17 protein-coding genes are annotated in these 17,708 nt (G+C 64.7%); 11 read left to right on the top strand and 6 right to left on the bottom strand.

Features of this window, described 5'->3' with window-relative positions; genetic code table 11:
* Window positions 1-251 precede the first annotated feature (251 nt).
* The 10 genes from folE (at window position 252) to ACZYOF_RS19690 (ending at window position 9,179) form a co-directional block, all read left to right on the top strand.
* Window positions 252-962 carry a GTP cyclohydrolase I FolE gene (gene folE / locus ACZYOF_RS19735; protein WP_130582043.1) on the top strand — a complete coding sequence of 237 codons (711 nt, stop codon included), beginning with the start codon at window positions 252-254 and terminating at the stop codon, window positions 960-962.
* Between the two features lie 28 nt (window positions 963-990).
* Window positions 991-1,413: a phosphoribosyl-AMP cyclohydrolase gene (hisI, locus tag ACZYOF_RS19730; RefSeq protein ID WP_463716812.1), complete on the top strand. Its 423-nt coding sequence runs from the start codon at window positions 991-993 to the stop codon at window positions 1,411-1,413.
* Between the two features lie 208 nt (window positions 1,414-1,621).
* Window positions 1,622-2,233, top strand: a complete 612-nt coding sequence (locus tag ACZYOF_RS19725; RefSeq protein ID WP_463716837.1) for a c-type cytochrome — start codon at window positions 1,622-1,624, stop codon at window positions 2,231-2,233.
* Between the two features lie 13 nt (window positions 2,234-2,246).
* Window positions 2,247-3,503, top strand: a complete 1,257-nt coding sequence (locus ACZYOF_RS19720) for a c-type cytochrome (RefSeq protein WP_463716811.1) — start codon at window positions 2,247-2,249, stop codon at window positions 3,501-3,503.
* Between the two features lie 26 nt (window positions 3,504-3,529).
* On the top strand, window positions 3,530-3,703 hold the full coding sequence (locus ACZYOF_RS19715) for a hypothetical protein (protein WP_208827233.1): 174 nt from the start codon (window positions 3,530-3,532) through the stop codon (window positions 3,701-3,703).
* Window positions 3,704-3,705: 2 nt separating this feature from the next.
* Window positions 3,706-4,284, top strand: a complete 579-nt coding sequence (locus ACZYOF_RS19710; RefSeq protein WP_463716810.1) for a cupredoxin domain-containing protein — start codon at window positions 3,706-3,708, stop codon at window positions 4,282-4,284.
* Window positions 4,274-5,899, top strand: coding sequence for a b(o/a)3-type cytochrome-c oxidase subunit 1 (locus tag ACZYOF_RS19705; RefSeq protein ID WP_463716809.1), 1,626 nt, complete (start codon window positions 4,274-4,276; stop codon window positions 5,897-5,899). The genes ACZYOF_RS19710 and ACZYOF_RS19705 overlap by 11 nt, the downstream gene beginning before the upstream one ends.
* A complete protein-coding gene (locus ACZYOF_RS19700; protein ID WP_130582048.1) occupies window positions 5,896-6,687 on the top strand; it encodes a c-type cytochrome in 792 nt (263 codons plus the stop codon). The genes ACZYOF_RS19705 and ACZYOF_RS19700 overlap by 4 nt, the downstream gene beginning before the upstream one ends.
* Before the next feature lie 132 nt (window positions 6,688-6,819).
* Window positions 6,820-7,812, top strand: coding sequence for a transglycosylase SLT domain-containing protein (locus tag ACZYOF_RS19695; RefSeq protein ID WP_463716808.1), 993 nt, complete (start codon window positions 6,820-6,822; stop codon window positions 7,810-7,812).
* Window positions 7,813-8,003: 191 nt separating this feature from the next.
* The gene (locus ACZYOF_RS19690; protein ID WP_463716807.1) at window positions 8,004-9,179 is read left to right on the top strand and encodes a DUF2336 domain-containing protein; all 1,176 of its coding nucleotides are present in this window, start codon (window positions 8,004-8,006) and stop codon (window positions 9,177-9,179) included.
* 239 nt (window positions 9,180-9,418) lie between these two features.
* Here ACZYOF_RS19690 and ACZYOF_RS19685 read toward each other — a convergent pair whose 3' ends face one another.
* From ACZYOF_RS19685 to ACZYOF_RS19665, 5 genes are all read right to left on the bottom strand, one after another.
* Complete coding sequence (locus ACZYOF_RS19685) at window positions 9,419-10,000, bottom strand: Hpt domain-containing protein (RefSeq protein WP_463716806.1); 582 nt, start codon at window positions 9,998-10,000, stop codon at window positions 9,419-9,421.
* Between the two features lie 20 nt (window positions 10,001-10,020).
* Window positions 10,021-10,566: a response regulator gene (locus ACZYOF_RS19680; RefSeq protein ID WP_130582052.1), complete on the bottom strand. Its 546-nt coding sequence runs from the start codon at window positions 10,564-10,566 to the stop codon at window positions 10,021-10,023.
* 111 nt (window positions 10,567-10,677) lie between these two features.
* Window positions 10,678-11,457: an NAD kinase gene (locus ACZYOF_RS19675; protein ID WP_130582053.1), complete on the bottom strand. Its 780-nt coding sequence runs from the start codon at window positions 11,455-11,457 to the stop codon at window positions 10,678-10,680.
* 275 nt (window positions 11,458-11,732) lie between these two features.
* Window positions 11,733-13,868, bottom strand: a complete 2,136-nt coding sequence (locus tag ACZYOF_RS19670) for a CHASE2 domain-containing protein (RefSeq protein ID WP_463716836.1) — start codon at window positions 13,866-13,868, stop codon at window positions 11,733-11,735.
* Window positions 13,869-14,145: 277 nt separating this feature from the next.
* Complete coding sequence (locus tag ACZYOF_RS19665; RefSeq protein WP_282527159.1) at window positions 14,146-14,814, bottom strand: hypothetical protein; 669 nt, start codon at window positions 14,812-14,814, stop codon at window positions 14,146-14,148.
* Window positions 14,815-15,218: 404 nt separating this feature from the next.
* On the opposite strand from ACZYOF_RS19665, the gene ACZYOF_RS19660 reads away from it, so the two are divergent.
* Window positions 15,219-16,766 (top strand): S10 family peptidase, encoded by a 1,548-nt coding sequence (locus ACZYOF_RS19660; RefSeq protein WP_463716835.1) that lies wholly within the window; start codon window positions 15,219-15,221, stop codon window positions 16,764-16,766.
* Between the two features lie 762 nt (window positions 16,767-17,528).
* Here ACZYOF_RS19660 and ACZYOF_RS19655 read toward each other — a convergent pair.
* Window positions 17,529-17,708 (bottom strand): hypothetical protein (locus ACZYOF_RS19655; protein ID WP_463716805.1); only part of this gene is annotated, 180 nt, incomplete at its 5' end.

Here is a 17,708-nt window from a genome sequence, read left to right as displayed (position 1 = left end):
TCCGGCCATGCCACCGGCGCGGGCCAGTTCAGAAGCCAATGCTATGCTGCCGGTGTTACAGCATGATCCGGAAAAGTGGATACCGGTTTTCCGAAGAGATCATGCTCAAACAAGATATGGAGCAGGATGACATTTCGACGAAATGGCATCATGCTCAGGGGACTCCAGGCGTCCGGCGGCATCAGGCCGCCTCGTCTGCCCGGTGACACACCCGGTCCGAAAAGGGGACCGGTCGAACGGAGAGACGTCGAATGGACGCTGCAATCAAATCGATCCGCCCTGCCAAGAGCAACGAGCCCAAAAAGGTTGAAACTCGGGTGGTCGAAACCCGGCCGGCCGAGCTCGATCCGTCCGAATTCCTTGCCGCCGCCGTCCGCGCCGACCAGCCGCGCCCGTCGCGGGCTGAAGCCGAGCAGGCGGTTCTGACGCTGCTGAGCTATATCGGCGAGGATCCGGATCGCGAGGGCCTCCTGGACACGCCGCGACGCGTCGTCGAGGCCTTTGACGAGCTTTACCAGGGCTATCACCAGTGCCCGGCCGAGGTGCTCGACCGCACCTTTGGCGAGACCGCCGGCTACGACGATTTCGTGCTGGTTCGCGACATCGAGTTCACCTCGCAGTGCGAGCACCACATGATGCCGTTCTACGGCAAGGCACATATTGCATATACCCCGGTCGAGCGGGTGGTGGGCCTGTCCAAGCTCGCCCGGCTCACCGACATCTTTGCCCGCCGGCTGCAGACGCAGGAGCATCTGACCGCCCAGATCGCGGCTGCGATCGACGAGATCCTCAAACCCCGCGGCGTTGCCGTCCTGATCGAGGCGGAGCATACCTGCATGTCGGTGCGCGGGGTCGCCAAGCATGGCGCGTCGACCTTCACCAGCCGCTTCACCGGCATGTTCCGCGACAATCCGGCGGAGCAGCAGCGTTTCCTGTCCCTGGTGCGAGGACCGACCCGGTAACCTCGCACAACATTGCGAGGCTTATCCCGTGTCAGCACATGATCACGACCGCGAGGAAGGGCTGGCATTCCAGCCCAAATTCGACGCGTCCGGGCTCGTGACCTGCGTCGCGACCGACGCCGCCAATGGCGACGTACTGATGGTCGCGCATATGAACGACGAAGCGCTGCGCAAGACGATCGCGAGCGGCGAGGCCTGGTATTTCAGCCGCTCGCGCAATGCGCTCTGGCGCAAGGGCGAAAGCTCCGGCCAGACACAGCGTGTGATCGAGATGCGAACGGATTGTGACCAGGACGCGATCTGGATCCGCGTCGAGCAGACCGGCGCGGCCTGCCATACCGGCCGCCGCTCCTGCTTCTATCGCGCGGTCACGCATGACGACGGTGACACAGCACTGTCATTCGTTGATGCCGATCGCCTGTTCGATCCCGACAAAGTCTATCGCAAATAGACTCAATTTCCGTTGTGCAGATGACGCGGCGCAGCGCGCGTGAGCTGCGTTGCCACCGTCAACATGATGTGCAAAAATTCCCACCCGTGGTCGAGGTGGAGTCGAAACGGTGGCGCGTCGTTTTTCTCTAATCCGATTGTGTTTTGTCTTTTTCGCGCTGCCATTCCTTCCCGCGCAGGCGCAGACGCCGGAGCGCGCGCCCGACACCATGGCCGCACGCGTGCTGGCCTGCGCGTCCTGTCACGGTGCGCAAGGCGAGGGCACGAGCGACGTCTATTTCCCGCGTCTTGCCGGCAAGCCGGCGGGCTATCTCTATAATCAGCTCGTGGCCTTCAGGGATGGCCGGCGCAAATATCCGCCGATGAACTATCTCCTGGAATTCCTGCCCGACGACTACCTGAAGAAGATGGCCGAATATTTCGCATCGTTGCGGCCGCCATTCCCGGAGCCTGCGATCCCGACCGTCAGCGACGCTATACTCGCGCGTGGCGAATCGATCGTGAAGAACGGCGATGCGCAGCGCGGCATTCCGCCCTGCGCAAGCTGCCACGGCCCGAGCTTCGGCGGCATGGAGCCCGCGATTCCCGGTCTGCTCGGCTTGCGCGCAAGCTATATCAGCGCCCAACTCGGCGGCTGGCGCTACGGCACCCGCACCGCGGCGGCCCCGGACTGCATGCAGATTGTCGCAAGCCTTCTCACCGAGGACGACGTCAAGGCGGTCGCCGCTTATCTCTCATCGCGTCCGGCGCCGGCAGATCCGTCGTTCGCGCCGCAAGGCAGCCTGCCGATGCCGCTTGCATGCGGCAGCGAGCCGCGTTGAAGGGAGCTCGCCGATGCAACGCCTCTCAACCAAGCTGATTCTCCTTCTGGCGCTGTGCTTCGCCGGCGTAACGCCGGCAAGTGCGCAGCAGAACCCGCCAGCCAATGCCGAGTTGCTCAAGCGGGGCGAATATCTCGCCCGCGCCGGCGACTGCATCGCCTGCCACACCGCGCGCGAAGGCAAGACCTTTGCCGGCGGCCTGCCGATGAAGACGCCGTTCGGCACGCTCTACACCTCCAACATCACGCCCGATCCGCAGACCGGCATCGGCACCTGGACCTCGGACCAGTTCTACCGGATGATGCATGATGGCCGCTTCCCCGACGGCGGCCTCGTCTATCCCGCGATGCCGTTCGGCTCCTACACCAAGGTGACGCGCGAGGACTCCGATGCGATCTACGCCTTTTTGCGTTCGGTCCCGCCGGTGAAGCAGGTCAACAAGCCGCATGAATTGACCTTTCCCTTCAACAACCGCTCGCTGATCATCGGCTGGCGCACGCTGTTCTTCAACGAGGGCGAGTTCAAGCCCGACCCGACGAAGTCGGCGGAATGGAACAGGGGCGCCTATCTGGTCGAAGGCCTCGGCCATTGCGGCATGTGCCACACCGCGATCAACGCGCTCGGCGGCAGCTCGGAATCGCAGGCGTTCGAGGGCGGCCTGATTCCGATGCAGTACTGGTACGCGCCGTCGCTCACCTCGAACAAGGAAGCGGGGCTGGGCGACTGGAGCATCCAGGAGATCGTCGATTATCTGCGCACCGGCGTCTCCACCCGCGGCGCGGTCTACGGGCCGATGGCGGAAGTCGTCTACAACAGCCTGCAATATCTCAACGACGAGGATATCCGCGCGATGGCGGTCTACCTGAAGGGCCTCGCGCAGGGCAGCTCGCCGGACAAGCCGCCGCCGGCGATACCGTCGGCCGAGAGCAGCCTTCTGCTCTCGCTCGGCAAGCAGATCTATGACCGCGACTGCGCAAGCTGCCATGGCGCGACCGGGCTCGGCATGCCGCCGCATTATCCGCCGCTCGCCGGCAATCAGTCGATCCAGATGGCCTCGGCGGTGAATGCCATCCGCATGGTGCTCAATGGCGGCTATCCGCCGGGCACCGCGGGCAACCCGATGCCCTATGGCATGCCGCCCTTCGCGCAGCGCCTCTCCGACGATGAGGTCGCCGCCGTCGTCACTTACATCAGGACGTCCTGGGGCAATCGCGGCGCGCCGGTGTCGGCGCGCCAGGCCAACGAATTGCGCACGGCCACGCTGAAGTAGAGCATGATCTGGAGAAGGGGCGCGCCATGACGGATTCATCTTCGCAAGGGCCGGCGCAGCATTCCGATGACGAGGCGGTGGACGCGATCGTGCGCGCAGGTCCCGGCGGGGCGATTGCGGTGGCGGGCATCGCGACCGCAATCGTCGTCGCTTTATGGTTCGCCTTCTATCTCTTCGTCTTCCTGCCGCGGAGCGCCTGATCGTGACCAGTGAGACCGATCTTAGTCACGGTGCGCCTGGTCTCGGCGAGGCGGTTGCCGCGCGCATCGAGCGGCGCTGGGCAACGCTGTCGATCGTGATCATCGGCGTGCTCGTCGGATTGGCCGCCTTCTTCGGCATCTACCATACAACGATGCCGCAGGGCCGCGTCGAGACCGCCGATCCCACGACCTTGCACCTTTCCGGCGAATTCGTCGAAAGCAACCTCGGCAGCGTGCTGGAGGCCGATGGCTCCGTCACGGTGCGCGCGATCGGGCAGCAATATTCATTCACGCCGCAATGCCTCGTGGTGCCGGCGGAAACGCCGATCACCATCCGCGCCACCAGCGCCGACGTCGTGCACGGCTTCCTGATCGAGGGCACCAACATCAACACCATGCTGGTGCCGGGCTATGTCTCGGATCTGCCGATCAGCTTCAAGGCGCCGGGCGAACACATGATGCCCTGCCAGGAATTCTGCGGCATCGGTCATCAGGGCATGTGGGGCAAGGTCAAGGTGGTCGACCAGACTACGTTCCGCAACATGGCGGCGAGCAAACGGAGGCTCACCTGTGTTGATTAACAAGCGGCTGATCCTGGCGCATTTCTGGCTCGCCTTCATCGTGTTCGGCGCGGCGCTGGTGCTCGGCGCCTGGCAGATGTTCGAGCGCAGCCCGCTAAACGTCTGGCACTTCAATCCGGAATTCTATTATCGCTCGGTTACCGCGCACGGCACGGTGATGGGCTATGTCTTCCCGACCCTGGTTGCGATGGGCTTTGGCTACGCCATCAGCGAAGCAGCGCTGGAGCGGCCGCTGGTCGGGCGGCGCTGGGCCTGGGCCGGTATCGCGCTGGTCGCTATCGGCAGCGTGGTCGCGATGATCCCGGTCTCGCTCGGACTGGCGTCGGTGCTCTATACCTTCTATCCGCCGATGATCGGCAATGCCTTCTATTACATCGGCGTGGTCCTGGTCGTGGTCGGTTCATGGATCTGGGTCGCGCTGATGTCGATCAATCTCGCGGTCTGGAAGCGCGACAACAGGGACAAGCCGGTGCCGCTCGCGATGTTCGCCAATGTCGCGGGCTCCCTTCTCTGGGGCTGGACCGCGGTTGGCGCCGCGCTCGAGCTCATTTTCCAGATCATTCCGACCGCGCTTGGGCTCACCACCACCATCGACGCTGGATTGGCCCGCGTATTCTTCTCCTGGACATTGCACGCCATCGTCTATTTCTGGCTGATCCCGACCTACATCGCCTATTACACCATCTTCCCGCGCGCGATCGGCGGCCGGCTCTACAGCGACGCGATGGGGCGGGTCGCCTTCATCATGTTCGTCGTGGTCGCGATGCCGATCGGCGTGCATCATCTGTTTGCCGATCCGCAGGTCGGCGCCGGCTTCAAGTTCATGCAATCGGTGTTCACCGGTCTCGTCGCGCTGCCGACGCTGCTCACGGTGTTCACGATCTGCGCCTCGGCCGAGATCGCGAGCCGGCTGCGCGGGGGCAGGGGCGCGTTCGGCTGGATTGGCGCGCTGCCGTGGAAGAATCCGATCATGCTCGCGACCGCGCTGTCGCTGGTCATGCTTGGCTTCGGCGGCGCCGGCGGGCTCATCAACATGAGCTATCAGCTCAATACCAGCATCCACAACACGCAATGGATCACCGGCCACTTTCACCTGATATTCGGCGGCGCCATCGTGATCATGTATTTCGCCATCGCCTATGACCTGTGGCCGCATTTGACCGGCCGTACGCTGGATAGTTACGGGATGATGCGCACCCAGCTCTGGCTGTGGTTCATCGGCATGATCGTCACCACGTTCCCCTGGCACTATGTCGGCATCCTCGGCATGCCCCGCCGCATGGCGTTCTATGACTATGCCAATCCCGCGATCGCGCCGCAGGCTTTCTCGGTGGTGATCTCGGCGTTCGGCGGATTGATCCTGCTGACGTCAGGCATCCTGTTCCTGATCGTGCTGATCCGCGGCCAGTTCGCGCCGAGAGGCGAGGCGGGTGCCTATAGCTTCGCTATCCCCTTGCACATGCCTGCGCGCATTCCGGTTGCGCTCAACAGCTTTGGATTGTGGCTGGCGCTGATGATCGGGCTGACGATCGTCAATTACGGCTACCCGATCGGCCAACTGATGGCCGTGAAGAATACCAGCGTGCCTGCCGTTTATGTCGGAGCTAGCAGATGAGCGAGGACGAGCTCTATTCGCCGCGCAATCCCTGGTTCAGCATCAGCGTCGGCGTCACCGCCGCCATCGCGGTGCTGTCCGCGATCGTGGGATTGATCTGGCTGCCGCTGCTGCAGCCCAATCTGAAGCTTGCCGGCATCTGGGACGCGATCTGCAGCGCAGCCGGCGTGCCCAACCTGCCGAGGCCAGCCGCGGCGGTCCCGCCTGCGTTCAAGACGTCGAATGTCGTGGTCACGCCGGAAATGCTGACACGGCAGGACCAGGTTTCGATCGGCCGTGGCGCGACCCTGGCGCAGCGCTGTGCGATCTGCCACGGGCCGCAGGGCGTGAGCGACGCGAACTCGCCGAACCTCGCCGGGCAGTACGCCGCGGTGACGTACAAGGAGTTGAACGACTTCAAGACCGGGGCGCGGGTCAACGTCGTCATGAGCCCGTTCGCGGCCAACATGGCCGACCAGGACATGCGCGATGTCGCCCTCTATTACGCCTATCTGCCGCGCGTGCCCTCCAGCCAGGTCAATCCGAACCTGCCGGCGCCTGCGATCGTGGTGACGGGCGCGCCGATGCGCAACATCCCGCCCTGCGGCTCCTGCCATGGCGAGATCGACATCAAGGCCGGCAGCCCCTGGCTCGGCGGCCAGTCCGCCGTCTATATCAAGGCGCAGTTGCAGGCCTTCGCATCGGGCACCCGCCGCAACGACATCAGCGAGCAGATGCGCAATATCGCCCGCCAGATGACCGCGGAAGAGATCGATCAGGTCGCGCGCTACTATGAGGCGCAGCCGTAAGCTCCGCTACGGCTGCCGCCGCTTTAACCTCCCATTAACCATGATTGCCGCAGGGTATCGGAGGGAGCTGCGCCGATTACCGGCGTTCATGAAGCCCACGCGAGCGTTTCGCGAGGAGCGGGGCATCAATCGATGGCGGTCGATATATTCAACGCCGGGGCTGCGGCAGGTGTCGACCCGACGCGCGCGAAGATCGCGGGCTCGATCAAGCAGGCCGCGTCCACCACCGGCACGAGCTTTCAATACCTGCTCACGACCGCCAAGATGGAATCCAACTTCAACCCGCGCGCTTCCGCATCGACCTCGTCCGCGCGCGGGCTGTTTCAATTCATCGACCAGACCTGGCTCGGCACGGTGAAGGAGGCGGGGGATCAGCTCGGCTACGGGAAATATGCCGACGCCATCACGAAGAATTCCGACGGCAGCTATTCGGTCAGCGACCCCCAGGCGCGGGCGGCGATCATGCGATTGCGCGACGATCCGGACGCCGCGTCCGCGATGGCCGGCGTGCTGACGCAATCCAACAGCTTCAAGCTCACGGGCAGCATCGGCCGTCGTCCGAGCGATGCCGAGCTCTACATGGCGCATTTCATGGGCGTCGGCGGCGCAGCGAAACTGATCTCGAGCGCCGAGGGCAATCCGAACGCCAGTGCCGCGCAGATGTTTCCGAAGGCGGCCGCTGCCAACAGTTCGATCTTCTACGACGGTTCGGGACGCGCCCGCAGCGTGTCGGAAGTCTATTCGGTGCTGAGCGCGCGCTATGCCGGCGCCGCCAGCTCCAGCGACACCCGCACGGCTTTCACTGCTGCCGGCGGCGAGATCGCGAGCGCCGCGCCCACCACGCCGCTCGCGATCGACAACGCCGCCTATCTCTCGAGCTTCCCGGATGCGCGCGCAGTGTCGCCGGTGGCCGCCACGCAAACGGCGTCCACTCCGGGCGATCCAATGTTCCGCTCGCTGTTCCAGGCCGGCGACCGCGCCGAGCCGATTTCGCCCACCGTGCAGGAATTATGGGGCCGCCCCTCACAGGTCGCGACCGCCTCGCTCTCGAGCCAGACTCCCGAAGTCCGGCCTCCCGGCCGTCTCGACCTCTTCAGCGACCGCAACGGCACGTTCTCGGGCTGATCCGACGCCGCGCACGTCTGCCGCTCCTCAGGATGAGGTCTGTGGCTGGGGCAAGCGCAGCCTTCCTCCATTAACGAAACGTCAATAAACCCAAAGAGTTATGGTGAACCCTTTGTTAAGCGTCATGGTTTATCTTTTGTTACGTTGGCACTGCATCACCGTGCCGTTTCGTTGCGTAAGCCGGAAGGACCATGATCGTTCGGCAGTTCATTAATTGGATCAGGACCGCTCCGGCAGGGGAGCGGGCCGAGGCCACCCGGGCACTGGCGCGGGCCTGGTTGATTTCAGACCTTTCCGAGGACGACCGCATCGCCGCCGAGGGCGCGTTGTTGATGCTGCTCGACGATCCGTCACCGCTGGTGCGGCAGGCGATGGCCGAGGTGTTTGCGCGCAGCGCCGAGGCGCCGGCGGCCATCGTGCAGGCGCTCGCGGTCGACCAGCCCGGAATCGCGCTGCCGGTGCTGGAACATTCGCCGCTCCTGATCGATGCCGACCTCGTCGACATTGTCGCGACAGGCAACAACGAGATGCAATGCGCGATCGCGCGGCGGATCAATCTGCCCGCGTCCGTCGGTGCGGCGATCGCCGAAGTCGGCTGCGCCGCCGCAGCGCTCGAATTGATCGAGAACGCGAATGCGGAACTCGCACCGTTCTCCTGGGACCGCATCGTCGAGCGGCACGGCCATCTCGCCGCGATCCGGGAGGCGATGCTGGTGCTGGAAGGCCTGCCGGCCGCGACCCGCATGGCGCTGGTGGCAAAGCTCTCGGAGACGCTGGCGCAATTCGTGGTCGCCCGCAACTGGCTCTCCGCCGACCGGGCAGGGCGCATTGCCAGCGAAGCGTGCGAGCGCTCGACCGTCCACATCGCGGCGCGTTCTCGCGGCGAGGAGATGCGCGGGCTCGTCGCGCATCTGCGCACCACCGGACAACTCACCGCCGGATTGATCCTGCGCGCGCTGCTCTCGGGCAATCTCGAGCTGTTCCACGCAGCGCTCGCCGAACTCTCCGGCCTGCCGCAGGCGCGCATCGCCGCGCTGTTGCATGACCGCGGCGCCGCCAGTCTCGACGCGCTGCTGATCCGCGCGGGCCTGCCGGAATCCACCTTCGCCGCCTTCCGTGCCGCGCTCGAGGCAAGTCATGAGGCCGGCTATGTCGGCAGCATCGACGGCGCGGTCAGGTTGCGTCGCCGCATGGTCGAGCGCGTGCTGACCCATTGCGAGACCGATCGGCAGGCCGCCGAGCCGCTGTTGATCCTGCTCCGCCGCTTCGCCACCGAATCCGCGCGCGAGGAAGCGCGCGTCTTCTGCGAAGAACTGGTCGCGGAAGAAGCGCTCACACCGCTCGAGCACGATTTGATCGCTGCGTAAGAAAAACCGCCGCCGCAACACACGTCGTCATTCCGGGCGATGCGACAGCCTCGAACCCGGAATCCATTTCGCCGCCTGCGCATGCGGCCCAATGGATTCCGGGCCTGCGCCTGGCGGCGCATCCCGGACTGACGGGGACGGCAACGAACCGCGTAGGGTGGGCAAAGCGCAGCGTGCCCACCATCAACACTCCGCTCGCGATGGTGGGCACGCTGCGCTTTGCCCGCCCTACGCCGTCATCACTCCGCCGGTGCGATGCTCGGCGCGAGGATGGCTTCGAGATGTTCGGGGCGGTCGCGGTTGACCTTGAGCAGGAATTCATCGGCGATGCCGCGGAGCTGGCTGCTCAGCGCGCTTGCCATCACGGCGGTGTCGAGCTTGGTGCGCTCGCGCACGATCGCCTGGATCGCGTTGATGTGGTGGGTGATCAGCTCCGGCGGCACCTGGTCGAGCTCGGGGGCGTGCTCGATGATACGGCACAGGCTTTCGGCGGCGGCGCCGGCGGAGGGGAAGCCGAAGGTCGCGGCGTCGCCCTTGATGTCATGGGCGGCGCGGAACAGCTCTTCGCGCGTCTCGTGCGAGAAGCCGTGGCGCAGCACAATGGCATGCGCGGCCGACAGCCGGTCGGCCTCGATCGTCATCCACTGCTTGAATTCGCCGGAGAGATCCGCAAGCGCCTGCTCGGCGCGCGCGACGGGATCATCGTGATCGATGTCGGGAGGGATGCGGCGCAGTACCTTGCGCAGCGGGTTGGGCGGCGTGATCACATGGTGCGTGGCGAAGGTCTTGATCTCCAGCGTACCCGGTTTCTCTTTCGCCATGACGACCTCCTTGATACCGGCTAGATGCTGGAACGCGCCTTATCGAGCAGCGACGGCTGTTGCATCACTTCCATCTCGCCGCCGACGCGGCGCTCGGGCCCGATATAGGTGGCGCTGGTGTTGCGGCGGCGGTCCGGGCCGAAATAGGTCTTGGTCTTGATGAAGGGGCGGGGGTTGGCAACGACATTGAGGATGCGCTGGTAGAGTCCCTTGGCCGAGATCGGCTTGGCCAGGAATTCGGTGACGCCGGCATCGCGCGCCACCGTCACGCGGCGCTTCTCCGAATGCGCGGTCAGCATGATGATCGGCGCATAGGGATTGGCGTTGGATTCCGGCTGCCGGATCATCTGCGCGAGCTCGAGCCCGTCGAAGATCGGCATCGACCAGTCGGTGATGACGATGTCGGGAACGTAGTGGGTATACATTTCGAGCGCGGTGGCGCCGTCTTCCGCCTCGTAGACTTCGCGCGCGCCGAACGAATGCAAGAGCGTCCGCAGGATGCGGCGCATGTGCGGATTGTCGTCGCAGATCAGAAACCGCAGCTTGTTGAAATCGATGCGATACATGTCCCGCCCGGCCCAAACGGCATTACCCACCGTTAACCATATCGCTGTGGCGGTTAAGGAAAGGTTGCGCGGGGGATATTCGTCGTCCCGGTCAAGGCCGGGACGACAGCATCAATACCCGAACTGCTCGCGCAGGATGCGCTCTTCCAGGCTGTGGCCGGGATCGAACAGCATGCGTATCGAGATGGTCTTGTCGGTCAGCACCTCGACGCGGCTGACGTCGCGCACTTCGTCATGGTCGGCGACCGCCGCCACCGGGCGCTTGGCCTCCTCGAGCACCTCGATCACGACGAATGCCGAATTCGGCAACAGCGCGCCGCGCCAGCGCCGCGGGCGGAAGGCGCTGATCGGGGTCAGCGCGAGCAGGGCGGCGTTGATCGGGACGATCGGTCCCTGCACCGAGAGGTTATAGGCGGTCGAGCCGGCGGGGGTGGCGACCAGGATGCCGTCGGCGATCAGTTCCGGCATCCGCTCGTGCTCGTCGATCAGGATGCGCAGGCGCGCCGCCTGGTAGGTCTGGCGGAACAGCGCGACCTCGTTGATGGCGTGATGCAGATGCACCGCGCCGTGGATGTCGGTGGCGCGCATCAAAAGCGGGCTGATCAGGGATTCCCGCGACGCAGCCAGCCGTTCGCGCAGATTGTGGGTCGAGTATTCGTTCATCAGGAAGCCGACGGTGCCGCGATGCATGCCATAGATCGGTTTCCCCGAGCGCATGTTGGCGTGCAGGGTCTGCAGCATCAAGCCGTCGCCGCCGAGCGCGACCACGACGTCGGCGTCCGCCGCATCGCAATTGCCGTAGAGCGCGGTCAGTTGCGCCAGCGCCGCCTGCGCCTCGGTGCCACTGCTGGCGACGAAGGCGATCTTCTCGTATCGCTCGGGACGGGTCATTGCACGACAAGCTCGGCTCTGATGGCGCGCGGTTCCGCGCCGCGCCCGTCTATACAGCTTGGCCGCGCTTGTCGAGATCAGAAGACCGGCATTTAGGGCTAGGTCCGGCGGCTGCCCGACACAATTCCGTAATGGTCGGTCCGCCCGACCCCCTGCAAGCTGGAGAGGTGAGCGCCCGCTTAGCCCGGGTGGAGCGAAGCGTAAACCCGGGACATCTGTATCCACGTTAACGAGCGGACCCGGGTTGCGCTGCGCTCCACCCGGGCTACGGTACTTCACTTCTCCTGCAGCGTGCGGATCGGCTCCCAGTCCCCGCCCGGCGGCTGCGCGGCCGTCTGCTCGGCGCGCTCGCGAAACAGGGCGGCCGGCTTGTCGGTTGCGGCCGCGCGGTTGAAAGCCTCCGTGGCGAGGTGGAAGTCGCCGGCGCGCCAATGCGTGAGTCCTTCGCCATAAGTCTTGATCAGCGACTGCTGCGCTTTCGACAGCGCATCTGACCGCGCCACCAGTTCATAGATCTTCAGCGCTTGATTGCGTCCCTTGACGCGGACTTCGTCGAGCTCGCGCCAGGCAAAACCGCTGCCGGCGAGCGCCACCGTCGCATCCGAGGCGATGATGGTGGTGCCGTAGAACTTGTTGGCGCCTTCGAGCCGCGAGGCAAGGTTCACCGCATCGCTCATGACAGAATAATTGAAGCGCCGCCGCGATCCGAAATTGCCGACCAGCGCCTCGCCGGAATTGATGCCGATGCGCTGCGCGAGCGGATGGTCGCGGAAGACCGGCGAGGTGGCGTTAAGTTCGGCGAGGCGTGCGCAGCAGTCGAGCGCCGCGCGTGCCGCGTTCGCAGCATGGTCAGGATCGTCGGCGGGCGCGCCGAACACCGCGACGATGGAATCGCCGATATATTTGTCGACGTAACCGCCATTGGCCTCGATGACGTCGGTCATGTCGGAAAGATATTCGTTCATCAGCGACATCAGCCGGTCCGGCGGCATGTTTTCCGCGATCGCGGAAAAGCCCGCGAGGTCGGAGAAGAACACCGTGACCTCGCGCGCCTCGCCGCCGAGCTCCGGCAATTTCTTCGACGACAGCATGCGGTTGATGACATGTGGGGCGAGATAGAGCGCAAAGCTCTTCTGCAGCAGCCTGCGGTCGCGATCGGTGACGGCGAAGCGAAGGCCGACCATCGCCGCGAGCGCAGCCGTGCCTGCGGCGAACGGCTCGACCAGCGGGAGCGCCAACGCGTGGGTAAAGGCGAAGGTGGCGGCGACAAGCCCGAGCGCGCTCACGGCTGCGAAGGAGAGGACGGCGGTGAATGGCCTGAATAGGCGTGCCGCCGTCGCGGCCAGCGCGGCAAACACAAAGGCGATCAGGAACGTCAGTAGCCGGCCGGGCTCGCTCGCCGCGTTGCGGGTGATCAGGTTGTTGACGGCAGTGGCGTGGATATAGACGCCCGCGATCGTGCTGCGCGCGATGCTCGGCGCGGCCGGCGGACTGGCGTCGGGCGCGCAGCGCGGCACAGGGTGTTTCCCGTCGCCTCCGGTGGCAAATCGTTTGGATGTCGCCTGGCGGTCTTCGATGTCGAGCACGGTGCCGATCAGGACGACCTTGCCGTCGAACCAGCGCCGGAAATAATCCTTCTCACCCTTGGCCGCGCAGGCGCGCAGGTCGGCGAAGGAGAAGGTCGGGATGTTGTCCGCGCCGCCGGCAAAGTTCAGCGTCATCGTGTTCGGCACCGGGCTCGGAATCCGGTAACCGGCGAGCGTCACGTTGCCACTGGCGTCGCTGTCGGGCGTCGCGCCAAGCGCCCGCGATGCCAGTTCGAGCGCCATGCCGGAAATCCTTGCGTCGCCGACGACAAAGGTCAGCGGCACCCGCCGCACCGTGTCGTCGTTGTCGGTATGGACGTTGAGCGGGCGGATATTCTGCTGCTGGCGAACGGCGACGCGCTGGCCGGGAGAGGGGAGGATCGGCTGATCACCGCGCAGGATTTCGCCGAGCACGACCTTGCCGGACGTCGAGGCGGAGGCGAGCGCGCGCAGGAAGTCGCGATCGAAGCCGCGCACCTTCTCGCCCAGCACGCCGTCGCTGAACGGAATTTGCGACAGCTCGATCGAGGTCGGGATCACCAGGTCGAAGCCGACGACCTTGGCACCGCCATCGATGATGGCGCCGAGCACGCGGCCAATCTCGCCGGTCCAGGTCAGCGTGGGCGATCCCTTGAACGGCGCCGCGCGATAGCTTTCCTCGTCGATCGCGACGACCACCGCCGGCGAAGCCGTAGGGTCGGGCGCGCTCTGGAAGATCCTCCAGCGCAGCGCGGTCAGGATGTCGAGCGACAGGCCCTGGATCGGCTTGAGTGCGGGCGAGATAGAAATGGCGGCACAGACCAGCGCGATCGCGGCGATTGTCATCACCTCGCGCGCGGTGCGCCCGATGCTCAAGGTCGCTGATCCCGACAAGGAGGTGATGATCTTTTCTCAAATCGAGAGGCGGGCTCGACTCCACCTCGCCCCGCTTGCGGGGAGAGGTCGAAATTCAAGCGCAGCTTGAATTTCGGGTGAGGGGGAGCCTCCGCGAACACGTCTGTCACCGTGCGCGTGGAGACAGCCCCTCACCCCGACCCTCTCCCCGCAAGAACGGGGAGAGGGAGAAGTGCCGGCGATCGTTCCCACGTGAAATCATCACACCCTAATTCATCCGCAGCAGGCGGCCGACGATTGGCGTGGGGCCGGGCTTGGCTTGCGGGTCGACGCGGAACACGATCTGCGACGACTTGAAGGTGGCGACGTAGAGGCCGCCGGGGACCAATACACCGCTCTCCCGGGCGAAATCGAAGAATCTGCCCTTGAGCTGGGTGCCGCCGAGATCAACCTGCTGACGCTCGCCGGGGATGTCCAGGCGCCGCACGATCAGCGTGCCGCGTCCGCTTGCCTCCACGAATGGCGAAGCGCCGTAGAGGGTGAGTTGAGGCTGCGGCAATGCGGCCTTGCTGGCATCGACGCTGCGCAACACGGTGGCGGCGACCGCGCTGGTCGCCTGCGTCGTGGCGTGCGTCTGGTTGGAATCGCAATCGGTCTTCTCGGCCTTGACGTCGGCGAGATGCACGACGCTCTCCTCGGTCCCGACGATCACCGTGCCGATCCCCGAGATCGTCTCGCGCCGGCAGGATGTCATGTAGCTCAGCACGATCGAACTACTCTCGCCGATCTTGATCACGGTCTTCGGGGCCACATAATCCATGAACTCGGCGCCGGTGACCTTCCCTTGCACGTCCTCGACGACGGCCACCGGTGACTCGGCCGCGGCCGGCGAAGCCAGCGCCAACAGGCCGACACAAATAGCTATCGCTCGTTTCATTTCGGGAACCTCTCAAACGGTAGAATTTGGTTAGTCGCGCTGGCGCCGGTTTGGTTCTCCGGAAGCGAATAGTTGGGTTGGCAACCTTGTGGATGTGACGGATATCACTCAATTGTCGCCGCGGACAACCTGATCGGCGCGTATTGTCGCAGGCGTGTCGCATTCATCGCGATGCAAACCGGCTGGCGCGATTGTGATTTCCACACAATTCCTCGGGTTGTGTAGCTGCACGCACGATGGAAGCGGCCGCAATTTCACGTCGTAGCCCGGGTGAAGCGAAGCGTAACCCGGGGCCGCTCTTAATGCTGACGCAGACGTCCCGGGTTGCGCTGCGCTCCGCCCGGGCTACAGGGAAGTGGGACATGACAAGCCGGGTCAGAACAGAGCGCACTGCGCGCACGCGGATGATGGTCGCGCTGCTCGCATTTTCGGTCGTGAGCGGCGCGTGGGCGCAGGACGCGGGCGACGCCCCCAAACCGTCAGCACCGTCGGCTTCGCCGACGACAGAGGCGCCGGCCGGTCGGAAGGGCGGCGGAGACCGCAGTGCGGCAGCCAATCCACCCTCGGCGTCCGAGCAGCACCGCTTGCCGCCTGATACCACGACCAAGCAGACGCTGGCGCTGCCCGGACGTACCTTGGAGTTCACGGCTACCGCCGGCTCGATCCGCCTGTTCGACCAGAAGGGCGAGCCGCAGGCCGATATCGCCTATACCTCCTATCAGCTCGACGGCACCGATCGGGCGAATCGCCCGGTCACCTTCCTGTTCAACGGCGGGCCGGGCGCATCGTCGGCCTGGCTGCAGCTCGGCAGCGCCGGACCGTGGCGGATTGCGCTGGGCGGCGAGGGGGCGGTGTCGTCGGCGTCGCCCGAGCTGGTGCCGAATGCGGAAACCTGGCTCGACTTCACCGACCTCGTCTTCATCGATCCCGTCGACACCGGCTATAGCCGTTTTGTCGCGACCGGAGACGACGTGCGCAAGCGCTTCTTCTCGGTCGACGGCGATGTCAATGCGGTCGCGCTGGTGATCCGCCGCTGGCTCGAGAAGCATGAGCGGCTGCTGTCGCCGAAATATGTCGTGGGCGAAAGCTATGGCGGCATCCGCGGGCCGAAGATCGTGCATAATCTGCAGACCGAGCAGGGCGTCGGCGTAAAGGGATTGATCCTGCTTTCGCCGCTGCTCGATTTCCGCGAATTCCAGGGCACGAGCCTGCTGCAATATGTCGCGAGCCTTCCGACCATGGCGGCGGTCGCGCGCCAGAGAAAGGGGCCGGTGACGCGCAGCGACGTCGCCGATGTCGAACAATATGCGCGCGGCGATTTCCTGGTCGACCTTGTCAAGGGGCAAGCCGACAGCGAGGCTACGACACGGCTCGCCAACAGGGTGGCGGCCCTGACCGACATTGATCCGGCGGTGAGCCGCCGCCTCGCGGGGCGTTTCGATGTCTCCGAATTCCGCAGGGAGTTCGATCGCCGCAATGGCAAGGTGACCGGCCGCTACGACGCATCAGTCGAAGGCTTCGATCCCAATCCGGATTCGAGCGTTTCACGCTTCGGCGATCCGTCCGGCGATCCGCTGATTGCGCCGCTGACGAGTGCTGTTGTCGACCTCACCAGGGGCAGGCTGAACTGGCAGCCGGACGGATCCTATCATCTGCTCAACGGCCGCGTCGCCGGCTCCTGGGATTTCGGCCGCGGGACAAACCCGGCCGAGTCGGTCTCACAGCTCCGACAGATTCTCGCGCTCGATCCGAAGCTGAAGCTCCTGATCGGCCACGGCCTGTTCGATCTCGCGACCCCTTACTTCGGCTCGGCGATGGCGCTCGACCAACTGCCGGCCTTTGCGAGCCCGGACCGTGTCAAGCTTGTCGTCTATCCCGGCGGCCACATGTTCTATTCCCGCGACACTTCGCGCCAGGCATTCAGAGGCGAGGTCGAAGCGGTGATGAAGTAGGCGAGAGTGATTGACCTTCTTTGCCTGCGCATTCAAACAGCGCGCGTCCTGTTAGACCCTCATGGTGAGGAGCGCGTCTTCGCGCGTCTCCGGACGATGCTTCGCATCGCCTTGAGAACCATGAGGCCCCGCTCGCGCCCGCGGCCATCGTGATGCCGCTTGCGCGGCTCCTCGGGATGAGGGTTGGTGCTTTCATCGCGCAAGGGACGTGACAACATTTTGCAGCTTACTTGAGGTTGCCGTTTCGCGCGATCGGGCAGCGCTTCTGTCGTATGACGTGTATCATTTAGCTGATGCAAAATTCACGTTTTCTAGAGTCGTGATTGAACCTGATGACATGCGGCGCTGACCAATTCAGTGCTGGGGATTTCAGGGCCCAGTATCTATCAACGCCACCAAGCAATATTCATTGCGCTCGGTGGCGTTTATTTTTGGCGGGTTGCTGACCACCCGCTGTCATTCCGAGGCCCGACGAAGTCGCGAGCCCTGACAACCCCGTCATTGCGAGCCAACGGGTCGCGCGAACGCGCGCCCGATGACGGGCTCCGCGAAGCAATCCATGCCTCCGCTCGCGGCGCTATGGATTGCTTCGCTGCGCTCGCAATGACGATGTGGTTGCTTTGGGTGCGACAAATCAACCCGACGGGCAAATCAGCAAAAGTCTGTCCATCCCTCGCGGAAAAAACATTCCGCTTTCGCCGTCGGGCAAATCAGTGATTTAACTCCGCGCGTCTCACCCAAGAGAGGGGCGGATCGCGATCGTCACGAACGTTGCGGTGAGATGCGATGGACGTGAAGCGTATGACTGACGAGCACGCGCATCACGGACGGCGAAGTCGTGTGGTCCTGGCGCCCCGACGCTGGCGCTAAGTTTTTCGCGCGAACAAGTTCGCGCTTGAGATGACGGTGGCAAGAAAGCCCGGTCACCGGGGAGAGTACGAA

Source organism: Bradyrhizobium sp. LeoA1Lang (assembly GCF_055413685.1).
The sequence above is the reverse complement of the archived record's forward strand: the minus strand, read 5'-3'. Positions and strand labels throughout refer to the sequence as shown.

What these genes read in the sequence shown, in the direction of transcription:
- folE (WP_130582043.1), top strand. Translation starts at nt 252, where the DNA reads ATGGACGCTGCAATCAAATCGATCCGCCCTGCCAAGAGCAACGAGCCC.
- ACZYOF_RS19725 (WP_463716837.1), top strand. Translation starts at nt 1,622, where the DNA reads ATGGCCGCACGCGTGCTGGCCTGCGCGTCCTGTCACGGTGCGCAAGGC.
- ACZYOF_RS19720 (WP_463716811.1), top strand. Translation starts at nt 2,247, where the DNA reads ATGCAACGCCTCTCAACCAAGCTGATTCTCCTTCTGGCGCTGTGCTTC.
- ACZYOF_RS19715 (WP_208827233.1), top strand. Translation starts at nt 3,530, where the DNA reads ATGACGGATTCATCTTCGCAAGGGCCGGCGCAGCATTCCGATGACGAG.
- ACZYOF_RS19700 (WP_130582048.1), top strand. Translation starts at nt 5,896, where the DNA reads ATGAGCGAGGACGAGCTCTATTCGCCGCGCAATCCCTGGTTCAGCATC.
- ACZYOF_RS19695 (WP_463716808.1), top strand. Translation starts at nt 6,820, where the DNA reads ATGGCGGTCGATATATTCAACGCCGGGGCTGCGGCAGGTGTCGACCCG.
- ACZYOF_RS19690 (WP_463716807.1), top strand. Translation starts at nt 8,004, where the DNA reads ATGATCGTTCGGCAGTTCATTAATTGGATCAGGACCGCTCCGGCAGGG.
- ACZYOF_RS19685 (WP_463716806.1), bottom strand. Translation starts at nt 10,000, where the DNA reads ATGGCGAAAGAGAAACCGGGTACGCTGGAGATCAAGACCTTCGCCACG.
- ACZYOF_RS19680 (WP_130582052.1), bottom strand. Translation starts at nt 10,566, where the DNA reads ATGTATCGCATCGATTTCAACAAGCTGCGGTTTCTGATCTGCGACGAC.
- ACZYOF_RS19675 (WP_130582053.1), bottom strand. Translation starts at nt 11,457, where the DNA reads ATGACCCGTCCCGAGCGATACGAGAAGATCGCCTTCGTCGCCAGCAGT.
- ACZYOF_RS19670 (WP_463716836.1), bottom strand. Translation starts at nt 13,868, where the DNA reads ATGACAATCGCCGCGATCGCGCTGGTCTGTGCCGCCATTTCTATCTCG.
- ACZYOF_RS19665 (WP_282527159.1), bottom strand. Translation starts at nt 14,814, where the DNA reads ATGAAACGAGCGATAGCTATTTGTGTCGGCCTGTTGGCGCTGGCTTCG.
- ACZYOF_RS19660 (WP_463716835.1), top strand. Translation starts at nt 15,219, where the DNA reads ATGATGGTCGCGCTGCTCGCATTTTCGGTCGTGAGCGGCGCGTGGGCG.